The 13,291-nt window shown below is 70.6% G+C and carries 11 protein-coding genes; 7 read left to right on the top strand and 4 right to left on the bottom strand.

Going from position 1 to position 13,291, the window contains the following annotated elements; genetic code table 11:
• The first annotated feature begins 1 nt into the window (after position 1).
• From ACQEU1_RS08485 to purU, 4 genes are read left to right on the top strand one after another with little or no spacing between them, the layout of a single operon-like run.
• On the top strand, positions 2-283 hold the full coding sequence (locus ACQEU1_RS08485; RefSeq protein ID WP_382445240.1) for a sarcosine oxidase subunit delta: 282 nt from the start codon (positions 2-4) through the stop codon (positions 281-283).
• Positions 280-3,096 (top strand): 2Fe-2S iron-sulfur cluster-binding protein, encoded by a 2,817-nt coding sequence (locus tag ACQEU1_RS08480; protein ID WP_433198021.1) that lies wholly within the window; start codon positions 280-282, stop codon positions 3,094-3,096. The genes ACQEU1_RS08485 and ACQEU1_RS08480 overlap by 4 nt, the downstream gene beginning before the upstream one ends.
• Complete coding sequence (locus ACQEU1_RS08475) at positions 3,086-3,661, top strand: sarcosine oxidase subunit gamma (RefSeq protein WP_433198019.1); 576 nt, start codon at positions 3,086-3,088, stop codon at positions 3,659-3,661. The genes ACQEU1_RS08480 and ACQEU1_RS08475 overlap by 11 nt, the downstream gene beginning before the upstream one ends.
• The gene (gene purU, locus ACQEU1_RS08470; protein WP_433198017.1) at positions 3,661-4,503 is read left to right on the top strand and encodes a formyltetrahydrofolate deformylase; all 843 of its coding nucleotides are present in this window, start codon (positions 3,661-3,663) and stop codon (positions 4,501-4,503) included. The genes ACQEU1_RS08475 and purU overlap by 1 nt, the downstream gene beginning before the upstream one ends.
• On the opposite strand, the gene ACQEU1_RS08465 is transcribed toward purU, so the two are convergent.
• The 3 genes from ACQEU1_RS08465 to ACQEU1_RS08455 are packed head-to-tail and all read right to left on the bottom strand — an operon-like array spanning position 4,500 to position 6,559.
• The gene (locus ACQEU1_RS08465; protein WP_433198015.1) at positions 4,500-4,817 is read right to left on the bottom strand and encodes a hypothetical protein; all 318 of its coding nucleotides are present in this window, start codon (positions 4,815-4,817) and stop codon (positions 4,500-4,502) included. The two genes, purU and ACQEU1_RS08465, sit on opposite strands and share 4 nt — an antisense overlap.
• Positions 4,810-5,988 (bottom strand): FAD-dependent monooxygenase, encoded by a 1,179-nt coding sequence (locus ACQEU1_RS08460; RefSeq protein ID WP_433198013.1) that lies wholly within the window; start codon positions 5,986-5,988, stop codon positions 4,810-4,812. The genes ACQEU1_RS08465 and ACQEU1_RS08460 overlap by 8 nt, the downstream gene beginning before the upstream one ends.
• Before the next feature lie 28 nt (positions 5,989-6,016).
• Positions 6,017-6,559, bottom strand: coding sequence for a class I SAM-dependent methyltransferase (locus tag ACQEU1_RS08455; RefSeq protein ID WP_433211392.1), 543 nt, complete (start codon positions 6,557-6,559; stop codon positions 6,017-6,019).
• Between the two features lie 159 nt (positions 6,560-6,718).
• On the opposite strand from ACQEU1_RS08455, the gene ACQEU1_RS08450 reads away from it, so the two are divergent.
• Positions 6,719-8,017 (top strand): MFS transporter, encoded by a 1,299-nt coding sequence (locus ACQEU1_RS08450; RefSeq protein ID WP_433198011.1) that lies wholly within the window; start codon positions 6,719-6,721, stop codon positions 8,015-8,017.
• Positions 7,969-9,729 carry a proprotein convertase P-domain-containing protein gene (locus tag ACQEU1_RS08445; protein ID WP_433198009.1) on the top strand — a complete coding sequence of 587 codons (1,761 nt, stop codon included), beginning with the start codon at positions 7,969-7,971 and terminating at the stop codon, positions 9,727-9,729. Before ACQEU1_RS08450 ends, ACQEU1_RS08445 begins: the two co-directional genes overlap by 49 nt.
• Before the next feature lie 61 nt (positions 9,730-9,790).
• Here ACQEU1_RS08445 and ACQEU1_RS08440 read toward each other — a convergent pair whose 3' ends face one another.
• Positions 9,791-10,657, bottom strand: a complete 867-nt coding sequence (locus ACQEU1_RS08440) for an XRE family transcriptional regulator (protein WP_433198007.1) — start codon at positions 10,655-10,657, stop codon at positions 9,791-9,793.
• 189 nt (positions 10,658-10,846) lie between these two features.
• On the opposite strand from ACQEU1_RS08440, the gene ACQEU1_RS08435 reads away from it, so the two are divergent.
• Positions 10,847-13,120 (top strand): proprotein convertase P-domain-containing protein, encoded by a 2,274-nt coding sequence (locus ACQEU1_RS08435; RefSeq protein WP_433198005.1) that lies wholly within the window; start codon positions 10,847-10,849, stop codon positions 13,118-13,120.
• Positions 13,121-13,291 lie beyond the last annotated feature (171 nt).

Here is a 13,291-nt window from a genome sequence, read left to right as displayed (position 1 = left end):
GATGCAGCTCATCCCGTGTCCGTGGTGCGGCCCGCGCGAGGAGGCCGAGTTCCACTACGGCGGCCAGGCCCACGTCGCGTACCCCGAGGACCCGTCCGCGCTGAGCGACGAGGAGTGGGCCCAGTACGTGTTCTTCCGGGAGAACCCGAGCGGGCCGTTCGCCGAGCGCTGGAGCCACAACGCCGGGTGCCGCCGCTGGTTCAACGCCGTCCGCGACACCCGCACCCACGACCTGCTGGCCGTCTACCGCGTGGGCGAGCCGATGCCCGAGGTGACCGCATGACCTTCCGCACCCCGACCGGTGGCTCGATCGACCGGAACACCCTGCTGCACTTCACCTTCGACGGCGTCTCGTACACCGGGCACCCCGGCGACACCCTGGCGTCCGCGTTGCTGGCCAACGGCGTGCACTCGCTCGGCAGCAGCGTGAAGCTCGGCCGTCCGCGCGGTGTCGTGGCGGCGGGCTCCGAAGACCCGACCTCGCTGGTCCAGGTCGAGGCGCCGTTCTCCGAACCGATGCTCCTGGCCACGACCGTCGAGCTGTACGACGGCCTGGTGGCGCGCGGGTTGTCGGGTCAGGGGCGGTTGTCCGCTGACCCCGACCCGGCGCGGTACGACGCCAAGCACGAGCACTGCGACGTCCTCGTGGTCGGTGCCGGGCCCGCCGGCCTGGTGGCGGCGTTGACGGCGGCCCGTGCCGGTGCCCGCGTGGTGCTGGTGGACGAGCAGAACCAGGCCGGCGGCGCGTTGCTGGGCGTGGACGAGTACCTGGACGACCGGCCGTCCGGCGAGTGGGTCGCGGACGTCGTGGCGGAGCTGAAGTCGACGCCCGGTGTGCTGGTGCTGGAACGGACCACGGCGTTCGGGATGTACCAGGACGGGTTCGTGCTGGCGTTGCAGAAGCGCACCGACCACCTTGGGTTTGCGGCGCCTGCTGCTGTTGCGCGGCAACGGGTGTGGCGGATTCGCACGCGGCAGACGGTGCTCGCGACCGGTGCGCACGAACGGCCCGTGGTGTTCGCGGACAACGACCGGCCCGGGATCATGCTGGCCTCGTCGGCGCGGACGTTCCTGCACCGCTACGGGGTGCTGCCGGGGTCTCGGGCGGTGGTGTTCACGACCAACGACTCGGCCTACTGCGCGGCGATCGACCTCGCGGAGTCCGGTGTGGACATCGCGTTGATCGTGGACGCACGGGCGGAGGCTCCGGCGCGGCTGTCGACGGAGTGCGCGGCGCGGGGGATCGAGGTCCGCGCCGGGCAGTTCGTCACCGGAACGGAAGGGTCCTCCCGGGTCGAGGCCGTTCTCGTCGGAGACGAACGGATCGCGTGCGACGCACTGCTCGTGTCCGGCGGCTGGAACCCGGTCGTCAGCCTGTTCAGCCAGGCCCGCGGCACCCTCCGCTACGACGCCGAACTCGGCGCCTTCGTCCCCGGCGAAACGCTCGACACCGTGCGCGTCGCCGGTTCCGCGACCGGCGAGCTCGACCTCACCGGATGCACCCGCCAGGGCCGTGACGCCGGCGCCGAAGCGGCCCGAGCAGCCGGGTTCACGTCCGGTGGCCAGGTGCCACTACCGGCCTCCGACTCCCGCTGCACCGCCCGCTCCGGCCTGGTGCTGTGGCGCGTGCCTGGCTCCGACGACACCAGCTTCGTCGACCTGCAACGCGACTCGACCGTGGCCGACGTGCTGCGGGCGACCGGCGCCGGGCTGCGGTCGTTGGAGCACATCAAGCGGTACACGACCATCGGCACCGCGCACGACCAGGGCAAGACGTCCGGCATGATCGCCGCCGGCATCGTCGCCGAGGCGCTCGGCGTGGAGCTGGGGGAGCAGCGGCCCACGACGTTCCGGCCGCCGTTCACCTCGGTGTCGTTCGCCGCGCTGGCCGGGCGGGACCGCGGCGACCTGCACGACCCCGTCCGCGTCACCTCGATCCACCCGTGGCACGTGGAGCACGGGGCGTTGTTCGAGAACGTCGGGCAGTGGAAGCGGCCCTGGTACTACCCGCGGCCCGGTGAGGACCTGCACGCGGCCGTGCTGCGCGAGTGCAAGGCCACGCGCGAGAGCGTCGGCATGATGGACGGGTCGACGCTCGGGAAGATCGACGTGCAGGGCAAGGACGCCGGGAAGTTCCTGGACATGCTCTACACCAACCTGATGAGCACGTTGAAGGTCGGCAAGATCCGCTACGGCGTCATGTGCGGCGTGGACGGCATGGTGATCGACGACGGGACGGTGATCAGGGTCGGCGAGGAGCGCTACCTCGTCACGACCACCACCGGCAACGCCGCGAAGATCCTCGACTGGATGGAGGAGTGGCTGCAGACGGAGTGGCCGCACCTCGACGTGCACTGCACCTCGGTCACCGAGCACTGGGCCACGATCCCGCTGGTGGGCCCGAAGTCCCGTGACGTGCTGGCTCTGGTCGCTCCGGACCTCGACGTGTCGAACGAGGCGTTCGAGTTCATGACCTGGCACGACACGACGGTCGCGGGTGTGCCGGCGCGGGTGTGCCGGATCAGCTTCTCCGGTGAGCTCGCGTACGAGATCAACGTGACCGGCTGGCACGGCCTGACGGTGTGGAAGGCGTTGATGGAGGCCGGCGAGCCGTTCGGGATCACGCCGTACGGCACCGAGACCATGCACGTGCTGCGCGCCGAGAAGGGCTACCCGATCATCGGCCAGGAGACCGACGCGACGGTCACGCCGCAGGACCTCGGCATGTCGTGGGCGGTGTCGAAGAAGAAGCCGGACTTCATCGGCAAGCGGTCGTTCGCCCGCGCCGAGAACAACCGCTCGGACCGCAAGCAGCTGGTGGGGCTCCTGCCCGTCGATCCGGCCGTGCTGCTGCCGGAGGGGTCGCAGATCGTCGAGACCGACCGGCTGCCCGAACCGCCGGTGCGGATGCTCGGCCACGTCACGTCGAGCTACCCGAGCGCGGCGCTGGGCCGCACGTTCGCGCTGGCGCTGGTGCGCTCCGGCCACGAACGCATCGGCGAGACCCTGTACGTGCCCGTCGAGGACGCGCTCGTGCCGGTAACCGTCACCGAATCCGTGCTGTACGACAAGGAAGGAGCCCGTCGTGACGGTTAGTCCCCTCGCCGCCTGGACCGACCGGCTGGCGGCGCTCGCTCCCGCGCTGCACGCCGCCGAGGTGCCGTTCCGCTCGCAGCTCACCGTCCGCGTGTCCGATCCGGACGCCGTCGCGGCGATGGGCGAAGCGCTCGGCGTCCGTTTCCCTTCTGTTCCTTGCACTTTTGCCGAGGGCACCGGACAGTTCGGTGTGGTGGAGGTGCTCTGGCTCGGCCCGGACGAGTTCCTGGTCACGGCCTCGCCCGACCTGCAGATCGCGATCGAGGAGGTGTTGCGTGGAGCGCTCCAGGACGTCCGAGGGTCCGTTGTGGACACTTCGGCTCAACGCACGACCGTGGTCCTTCAAGGGCCGCGCGCGAGAGACGTGCTGGCTCACGGATGTTCCGTGGACCTGCACCCGGCTGCGGCTCCCCGCCGCACTTGCGTGCAGACGCTCCTCGCACGAACGGGGATCGTCCTGCAGGTGAACGACGACGGCTACACGATCCTGGTGCGCTCCTCGTTCGCCGAGTACTTCGCCGCGTGGCTGGCCGACGCCGCCACCGAGTACCTGGCGGTGCCGTGATGCCCCAGTTCGTCCTCACCCTGAACTGCCCCGAGCGGGCGGGCATCGTGCACGCCGTGACGTCGTTCCTGGTCGACCACGGCTGCGACATCGTGCAGCACCAGCAGTTCGACGACGACGTGCGGGGCAAGCTGTTCCTGCGCACCGCGTTCTCGTGCGCCGGCACGGACCGCGACTCGTTGGCCGGTGAGTTCGCCGCCGTCGCCACGCAGTTCGAGATGGACTTCGACCTGCACGACGAACGCCCGCCGCGCGTCCTCGTCATGGTCTCGAAGGCAGGGCACTGCCTGAACGACCTGCTGTTCCGCTGGCGAGCGGGCAGTCTCGGCGGCGAGATCGCGGCCGTCGTCTCGAACCACGAGGACCTGCGCCCGATGGCGGAGGCGGCCGGCCTCGACTTCGTGCACGTGCCGAACACCGCCGACACCAAGCACGCCGCCGAGCAACGCCTGCTCGACCTGGTCGAGGAGTACCAGGCCGACCTGGTCGTGCTGGCCCGCTACATGCAGGTGCTGTCCAACGACCTGTGCGCGAAGCTGACCGGCCGCGTGATCAACATCCACCACTCGTTCCTGCCGGGCTTCAAGGGCGCGAAGCCGTACCACCAGGCCTACGACCGGGGCGTGAAGTACGTGGGCGCCACGGCCCACTACGTCACCCCGGACCTCGACGAGGGCCCGATCATCGAGCAGGAGGTGCTGCGGGTCGACCACTCGTACGACCCGCGCGCCCTCACCGCGGCGGGCCGGGACGCGGAGGCGCTCGCGCTGTCCCGGGCCGTGCGGTGGCACTGCGAACACCGCGTGCTGCTCAACGGCAACGGCACGGTGGTGTTCCGCTAGCCGCGGTCGCCGGGGAGGCCGGGCTCGGTGAACGAGACCGGCTTGCCGGTGGCGCGGGCGTAGGCGATCTCACGCCCGGTGGACTCGCCGACGTACCCGCCGGGGTTGACCACCAGGACGCGGTCGGCCAGGTCGATCTTGCGCAGGTGCAGGGCGTCCAGCACGGCCTTCTGCTCGGCGGTGACCACCTCGCCCGCCTCGCCCGGCGCGACGACGATGACCCCGGCGAACGTCAGCTCCCGGTTGGCCGCGCGCAGTTCGTCCACGAACCGGGCGGACCCGCAGAGGCAGACGATCTCGGGCCGATCAGGCACGGGCGTCCGGCAGGCCTTCGTAGGCGGGGAGCTCGGCGCCGTTGATCGCGCGGTCGATCAGCGCCGTGAACGCCTCCATGTCCGGCTCCGGCGCCGGTTCGGTCTGCGGCAGCAGGCTGTGCACGTGCATGCGGCCGATCTCCTGGTTGGCCTCCACGAACGACCGCATGCGGGTCTCGTAGCCCGCGAACCCCGCCTCCGGGTTCCAGTTCGCGGCGGCCAGTTCGCCGGCGAGCAGGTAGGCGCCGACGAGTGCGAGGCCCGTGCCGCCGCCGGACATCGGTGACGAGCTGGACGCCGCGTCGCCGATGAGCGCGACCCGGCCGGCGGACCAGCTGGGCATGATGACCTGGGCTACCTGGTCGAGGTAGAAGTCCGGGCTGGCGTCGAGGTGCGCGAGGATGCGCTCGGTCTCCCAGCCCATGCCCGCCATCTGCTCGCGCAGCAGGCGCTTCTGGGCCTCGACGTCGCGGAAGTCGACGTCGAAGTCGGCCGCCGGGAACGACATCATGGCCATCGCCTGGCCCTTGTCCTTCAGCGGGCGGAGGCCCGCGGTGCGGCCGGAGTCGCGGTCCTGGTAGTCGATCATCCAGCCGTCGATGCCGAACTCGTTGGGCACGCTGTAGAAGGCGAGCACCAGGCCGAGGTGGCGGACGTAGTTCTCGCGCGGGCCGAAGACCATCGCGCGCAACGACGAGTGCAGGCCGTCGGCGCCGATCACGAGGTCGAACCGGCGCCGGGCACCGCTCGCGAACGTCACGTCCACGCCGTCCGCGTCCTGGGTGAGTTCGCTGATCCGGTCGTCGAAGACGTACTCGACGCCGTCGCGCGTGTCGTCGTAGAGGAGCTGGGAGAGGTCGCCGCGCAGGATCTCGATGTCGGCGATATAGCCGTCGCCGCCGTCGTCCTCCGCGCGGTACGTCTCCAGCACCGTGCCGTCGGCGTCCACGGTGTGCGCGCCCGCCGTCTCGGTGCGGGCCGCACGCACCTGCTTCTCCAGGCCCATCAACCGGATCGCGTCCTTGGCGACGCCACGCGCGTCGACCGCCTGGCCGCCCGGCCGCAGGCCCGGCGCCCGTTCCACGACGGTCACCTCGGCTCCTCGCCGGTGCAACCAGTGTGCGAGAGCCGGTCCCGCGATGCTCGCCCCTGCCACCAAGACCTTGTTCACGGTCCGGAGTGTACGGACGATCCGGCGTTCAAGCCTTGCGTATCAACAACTGCGCTTGAAGGAAACGTTCGCTTTCGATCGGTTGCCGGACCATTCGCCCGATCTCGGCGAAACCGGCCTCGCGCGCCAAATCCAGCAGACCGGACGGCGACCAGCGGTAGGCGGGCGTCACCTTGTGGTCGAACTCCACCGGTTCGGGGTCGTCGCCCACGAAGAACCCGACCAGCGCGTGCCCGCCCGGCCTGAGCACCCGGTGGAACTCCGCGAACACCTTCGGCAGGTCGTGCGGCGGGATGTGGATGACCGAGTAGTTCGCCAGGATTCCGCCCAGGCCGCCGTCCTCCAGGTCCAGCGCGGCCATCGTGCCGACGTCGAACGTGATGTCCGGGTGCGCCTTGCGGGCGAGGGCGATCATCTCGGGGGAGAGGTCGAGTCCGAAGGCGTCCAGGCCGAGGCTCCTCAGGTGCGCGGTGAGGTGTCCGGGGCCGCAGCCGAGGTCGGCGACCGGGTTCTCGGTGAGCTCGGCGAACGCCGCGAGCATCGCGCGGTCGAGCGGGCGGGTGTCGAGCATGTCCGCGAACAGTTCGGCGTAGAGCGACGCGACGGAATCGTAAGGGGTCACAATGCGACCCTATCGCCCTGAATAATCAAATGTGAGACCTTTGCTGTTGCCAGTGTTGGGCTGTTGCAGCGTCGACGCAAACCTATTGTCGTGCTTATAGTTCGCGCCGTGATTTCCGTTCTGCGTCATCCGGCTTACCGGACACTGTTCGGCGCCCAGGTCGTCGCGCTGACCGGAACGGGACTGGCGACCGTCGCGCTCGGTCTGCTCGCCTACGACCTCGCCGGTGCGGACGCGGGCGCGGTGCTCGGCACCGCGCTGGCGATCAAGATGATCGCCTACGTGGCCGTCGCGCCCGTGGCCACGGCGGTGCTCGGCTGCCTGCCTCGCCGTGCGGTGCTGGTGACGCTGGACCTGGTGCGGGCCGGGGTGGCGCTGTCGCTGCCGTGGGTGAGCGAGGTGTGGCAGGTCTACCTGCTGATCTTCCTGCTGCAGGCGGGATCGGCCGCGTTCACGCCGTTGTTCCAGGCGACGATTCCGGACGTGCTGCCGGACGAACGGGACTACACCCGCGCGATCACGTTGTCCCGCATGGCCTACGACCTGGAGAGCCTGGCGAGTCCCGCGCTCGCCGCCGCCGCGCTGACGGTGGTGAGCTTCCACGAGTTGTTCGTGGGCACGGCGCTCGGGTTCGCCGCGTCGGCGTTGCTGGTGCTGTCCGCGGTCGTGCCACGCCCGGAGGTGTTGCCGCGCAGGGGATACGAAGCGACCACGCGCGGGATCCGGCTCTACCTCGCGACACCTCGGCTGCGCGGGTTGCTCGCGGTGCACTTCGCGGCGGCCGCGGCGGGCTCGATGGTCTTCGTGAACACCGTGGCGCACGTGCGGGACGGGCTCGGCCGGGACGCGTCCGACGTCGCGATCGCGTTGGCCGCCAACGGCATCGGGTCGCTGGTCGCGGCCTGTGCGTTGCCCCGGCTGCTCGACCGGTTCGCGGATCGAGCGGTGGTGCTGCGGGCGGCCGGGACGTTGGCAGGGGTGCTGGGGGCGGGCGCGTTCCTCGCCGGGTACTGGCCGGCGCTGCTGGTGCTGTGGGCGTTGATCGGGGCGGGATGCTCGCTCGCTCTCACACCGGGCGCGCGGCTGTTGCGGCGGGCGGCGGAGGGGCCTGACCGGCCCGCGTTGTTCGCCGCGGACTTCGCCCTGTCGCACGTCTGCTGGCTGCTCTGCTACCCGCTCGCCGGGTGGGTCGCCAGCGCCGCGGGCATTGCGACGGCGTTCGTCGTTCTCGGTGCTTTGACAGCGGCCGGTGCCGCGGGAGCATTCGTGCTCTGGCCTCGGACCGAAAAGTTAAATTCGCAGGTCGCGGGTTTCGCGGAATACGGTTTTCGCACCCTGCCTGCGAAGGAGTTCCACTCATGCGATTGCGCAGCAAAATCATCGCTGCCGCGTGCGGATCGGTTCTGACGCTTTCCGTCGCGCCCAGCGCGGTGGCCGAGCAACCGGACGCGACGGCCCAGCAGAACGAGGCACACCAGCGTTTCCAGGTCCTGTCCTCCGAGCTGCGCGGTCAGCTCGCCGGACACTGGTTCGACGCGGCGTCCGGCAAGCTCACCGTCGCCGTTCCGTCCGAACAGGCCGCCCAGCGCGCACGGTCCGAGGGCGCCAACGCCGTCGTCGTGCAACGCAGTGCCGCCGACCTCGACCGGCTGCTGGCCAGGGTGCGGTCGGAGATCGGCGACGGCGTGCCCGGCGTCTTCGGCTGGGGCGTCGACGTGCGCGACAACCAGGTCGACGTCACCGTCAACACCACCCGCAAGACCGAGGCCACCGAACGGTTCCTGGCGAAGGTGCGCGGCCTCGCGGGCGTGCAGGTCGTGGAAACCCGGTCCCAGCAACGGCAACAGGCCGGCACCGTGCAGCCCGGCAGCCCGTGGTGGCCCGGTTCCGAGTCGAACTGCTCGATCGGCTTCCCCGCCACGGACTCGAGTGGTGGCAAGCACTTCCTCACCGCCGGCCACTGCACCAACGACGCGAACCAGGCCGCCTACGGCCAGTCCGGTCAGCAGAACCGCATCGGCACGTCGAACGTCGGCGGCACCCGCAGCGTCAACGCCCGCGAAGGCGACATGGGCGTCGTGGCCGTGACCGAGGCCAACTGGACCCTGTCCCCGTCCGTCAACACCTGGGGCCAGCCCGCCGTCACCGTCACGGGCTCGGCGGAGGCGATGGTCGGCGACCGCGTCTGCCACTCCGGCAACACCTCGAAGTGGCAGTGCGGCGAGGTCAAGTACACGAACAAGGCCGTGGACTACGGCGGCGGCCTGATCATCGAGGGCCTCATCTGGACCACCGCGTGCTCGCTGGGCGGCGACTCGGGCGGCGCCTGGCTCCTCGGCGACAAGGCGGTCGGCCTGCACGACGGCGGCCCCTCGAAGTGCGTGCAGAACCCGACCGACGGCGACATGTCGCTCTTCCAGCCGGTCAACGAGGCGCTCCGCAAGTGGAACCTCACCCTCGTCACCGGCGGCGGAGGCTCCGACACCGAGGCGCCCAGCGCCCCCGCCAACCCGCGCTCGACGGGCGTGACGTCCTCCAGCGCGTCCCTGGCCTGGGACGCCTCGACCGACAACGTCGGCGTCACCGGTTACGAGGTCCTCAACGGCACCACCGTCGCGGCCACGTCCACCGGCACCACGGCGATCGTCACCGGCCTGACCGCCGACACCTCGTACACCTTCACGGTCAGGGCACTGGACGCCGCCGGCAACCAGTCGAAGCAGTCCGCGGCGGTCACCGCGCGCACGTCCGGCAACACCGGCGGCGGCCGCACGTTCACCAACGACACGGACTACCCGATCCGCGACTACCAGGTGGCCGTCAGCCCGCTGCGCTCCACCGCGACCGGCGCCGCGGGCAACCCTGTCACGGTCAAGGTGGACGCCACCCACACCTGCCAGGAGGACCTCAACGTCACCCTGGTCGGCCCGAGCGGCCGCACCTACCCGCTGATGCGCACGCCGGGCGGCAACTACAGCTGCCACGCGTTCGCGGCAGGCAGGACGTTCACCGTGGTGCCCGGTGCCGGGGAGGCCGCGAGCGGCACGTGGACGCTGCGCATCGGGGACAACGGCCCCGGTGACACGGGCGTCCTGAGCAGCTGGTCGCTCACGGTCTAGGGAAGAGGGGAAGGGGAGTGGGTGCGGCCCGCCAGGTTCGGCCGCACCCACTCGCCGGCGCTCACCACGTCCACTCGAACCCGTACGAACCCGGCCCGAACCTCAACGCCACCCCCAGCACCGACCCGCCCTCGTCCACCCGCACGCCCGCGCTGCGCCGCCCGCCCTCGGCGTCCTGCTCGACCCGGCGAACACTCCGCGGCGGCACGTCGAACGTCACCTCCAGCACGTACTCGTGCACCGGCCGCCGGAACTTGCGCGAGTAGTTCGTCGCCAGGGGATAGGGCGCGGCGTTCTCCAGCGAGTGCTCGGTGATCACCGTCTGCCCCCGCCGCAACGGCGCCCGGAACAGCAGCTCCGCCACCAGCAGCCCGTCGGCGGGCCGCGTCACCACCCGCCCCAGCCGGCAGTTGTGCAGCGGCCGGATCGAGGGCAACGCCCGGTCGTGCTCGTCGAGGTGCAGGATCACCACCCACCGGTCAGGCCCGTCCTCCTCCGCCCGCAACACCTGCCGCGACACGTAGGACCGCTCACCCCGCCCGGCCACCGCCACCCGGTCGTGCTGGCTGATCCGGGTCAATCGCGAGTCCCAGCGCGTGTCGACACCGCCGACGACGTCCTCGATCACGGACGGCACGGGCCAGAACGCGCCAAGCCGAGCCACCCGCCGCGAACCGCGCAACGCCGGTGCCAACAACGACGACAACGCACCGGCCTCCAGCTCCAGCACTTCTTCGAGATGCCCGACGGCCGTGAGCGACGCACGGCGTTCGGGACGGCTGCGGCCCGTCTGCCAGTAGCTCAACGTCGCCAGGCTGACCGAGACACCGCGCCGGGCGAGGTGCGAGCGGATCCGTTCCAAGGACAGCCCGCGCGCCACCACGGCCGCGCGCAGGACGTCGGCGAAGTCGGGCATCGGGAGCGACATCGTTGTCTCCTCGTGCAGGGTTCGTCCGACGCTATCCCTCTGATGGCGCAACGGAAGCCGGGACTTAAAAGTGAAAACGGACAGCCGCGCGCGAACCGTGCCGACAACCATCCGAACGACCGGATGCCGCCCGCCGAAACGACGGCTACGGTCGCGTGACCCTGCGATCCCTGCGAAGGAGCCCGACAAGTGCGAAGAAGAAGATCCCTCCTCGCCACGGCCATGACGGCGTTGGTGACCGCGGCGCTGGCCCTCCCTGCCACCCCAGCGCTCGCGGCCGGGTGCTCCGGCACCAACGACGGTGACGTCGCGATCGGCGACAACACGACCGTCGAGTCGTCGATCCTCATCGAGGGCTGCGCCTCGGCGCCGTCCGCGACCGCCACCGTGCCGGTGAAGATCGTGCACACCTACATCGGCGACCTCCAGGTCAGCCTCATCGCCCCGGACGGCTCGGCGTACGTCCTGCACAACCGCACCGGCGGTTCCGCGGACAACATCGACCAGACCTACACGGTCAACCTGTCGGGCGAGACGTCGAACGGCACGTGGAAGCTGCGCGTCAACGACAACGCCAACAACGACACCGGCCGGATCGACGCCTGGACGCTGAACCTCGGCGGCTCGACGCCCGCGAACGACTTCTCCGTCGCCGTGTCACCGACCTCCGGCACCGTGGCCGCCGGGTCGTCCGCCTCCACCACCGTGCAGACGCAGACCACGAACGGCCAGGCGCAGAACGTCGCCCTGACCGCGAGCGGCCTGCCCGCCGGCGCGACCGCGTCGTTCAGCCCGTCGTCCGTCCAGACGGGCTCGAACTCGACGCTCACGATCAGCACCACGGCGTCGATCTCGTCCGGCACCTACCCGATCACCGTGCAAGCGGCGGGCAGCACCACGAAGACCGCTACCTACACGTTGACGGTCACCGGCGGCACCGGCCCACAGATCCCGGACATCGACATCGCCGCGGTCAAGGCGCACCTCGCGCAGTTCGGCACGATCGCCTCGCAGAACGGCGGCAACCGGCGGTCGACGTCGGCCGGCTACCGCGCCTCGGTGGCGTACGTGAAGGACAAGCTCACCGCGGCCGGCTACACCGTCACCGAACAGCCCTGCACGAGCGGCTGCACCAGCGGCGCCGGTCCGAACGTCATCGCGGAGTGGCCGGGCGGCAACGCGAACAACGTCTACATGTTCGGCGCCCACCTCGACGGCGTGTCCGCGGGCCCCGGCATCAACGACAACGGCTCCGGCTCGGCGGCGCTGCTGGAGACCGCGCTCGTCCTCGCCCGCCTCAACCCGACGATGGCCAACAAGGTCCGCTTCGGCTGGTGGACCGACGAGGAGCAGGGCCTCAACGGCTCCCGCTTCTACGTCTCGCAGCTGCCGTCCGCCGAGCGCACGAAGATCAAGACCTACCACAACTTCGACATGGTGGGCTCGACCAACGGCGGCTACTTCATCAACAACATCACCAGCACCCAGTCCACGCACATGAAGGCGTACTGGGACTCGCTGGGCCTGCAGCCGGAGGAGAACACCGAGGGCCGCAACCGGTCCGACGACGCGTCCTTCACCAACGCGGGCATCCCGGCGTCCGGCTACGCGATGGGCGCGAGCGCCCGCAAGACCGCGGCCCAGGCGACCAAGTGGGGCGGCACGTCCGGCGCCGCGTTCGACCCCTGCTACCACTCGTCGTGCGACACGACCGCGAACATCAGCGACACCCACCTCAACCGCGCGGTCGACGGCATCGCCTACACCCTGTGGAAGTCCGCCGTCGGCACGGGAACGCCGACGCAGGACTTCTCCGTCTCGGTGTCGCCGGCGTCCGGTTCGGTGGCGGCGGGCTCGTCCGTCTCCGCGACGGTCGGCACGGCCACGGTGAGCGGCTCCGCGCAGACCGTGCAGCTGTCCGCGTCCGGACTGCCCTCCGGCGCGACGGCCTCGTTCAGCCCCGCGTCCGTCCAAACAGGATCGAGCTCGACGCTGACGATCAGCACCACCGCGGCCACGGCGGCGGGCACCTACCCGGTGACGATCACGGCGGCCGGCACGGCGAACCGCACCACGACCTACAACCTGACCGTCACGGGCACCGGTGGTGGCAGCTGCACCGGCACCAACCCGAACGACGTGGCCATCCCGGACGCGGGTGCCGCGGTCGACAGCGACCTCGTCATCTCGGGCTGCTCCGCCACGCCGTCCGCGTCCTCCGTGGTCACGGTGCGGATCGTGCACCCGTACATCGGTGACCTCACGGTCGCGCTGATCGCACCGGACGGCACGTCGTACACGCTGCACAACCGCACCGGCGGGTCCGCCGACAACATCGACCGCACCTTCACGGTCAACCTGGCGGGCGAGGCCGCGAACGGCACGTGGAAGCTGCGCGTCCGCGACCTCGCGGCGTCCGACGTGGGCACCATCGACACGTGGGGCCTGAACCTGGCCCCGTAGCCACGCCGGCACGTCGATCCGCACGACGAGGGCCCCGGTGCGCCGGGGCCCTCACCCATGTCCGTGGTCATACCCATGTCGACGCCCCGAATCGCCCCGGGGTTGGCTCGCGGCGTGACCTTTGTGGACTGTTACAGAACGCTGAAGTTCGCTTGTCCGCCGCCGCCGGGT

The sequence above is a fragment of the Lentzea sp. CA-135723 genome, from assembly GCF_050936595.1.
In the GTDB taxonomy this organism is placed as follows: domain Bacteria; phylum Actinomycetota; class Actinomycetes; order Mycobacteriales; family Pseudonocardiaceae; genus Lentzea.
The sequence above is the reverse complement of the archived record's forward strand: the minus strand, read 5'-3'. Positions and strand labels throughout refer to the sequence as shown.

Bases quoted from the DNA above. Each gene is read 5' to 3' on its own strand.
- ACQEU1_RS08485 (WP_382445240.1), top strand. From the start codon at position 2: ATGCAGCTCATCCCGTGTCCGTGGTGCGGCCCGCGCGAGGAGGCCGAG.
- ACQEU1_RS08455 (WP_433211392.1), bottom strand. From the start codon at position 6,559: ATGCTCGACACCCGCCCGCTCGACCGCGCGATGCTCGCGGCGTTCGCC.
- ACQEU1_RS08480 (WP_433198021.1), top strand. From the start codon at position 280: ATGACCTTCCGCACCCCGACCGGTGGCTCGATCGACCGGAACACCCTG.
- purU (WP_433198017.1), top strand. From the start codon at position 3,661: ATGCCCCAGTTCGTCCTCACCCTGAACTGCCCCGAGCGGGCGGGCATC.
- ACQEU1_RS08440 (WP_433198007.1), bottom strand. From the start codon at position 10,657: ATGTCGCTCCCGATGCCCGACTTCGCCGACGTCCTGCGCGCGGCCGTG.
- ACQEU1_RS08445 (WP_433198009.1), top strand. From the start codon at position 7,969: ATGCGATTGCGCAGCAAAATCATCGCTGCCGCGTGCGGATCGGTTCTG.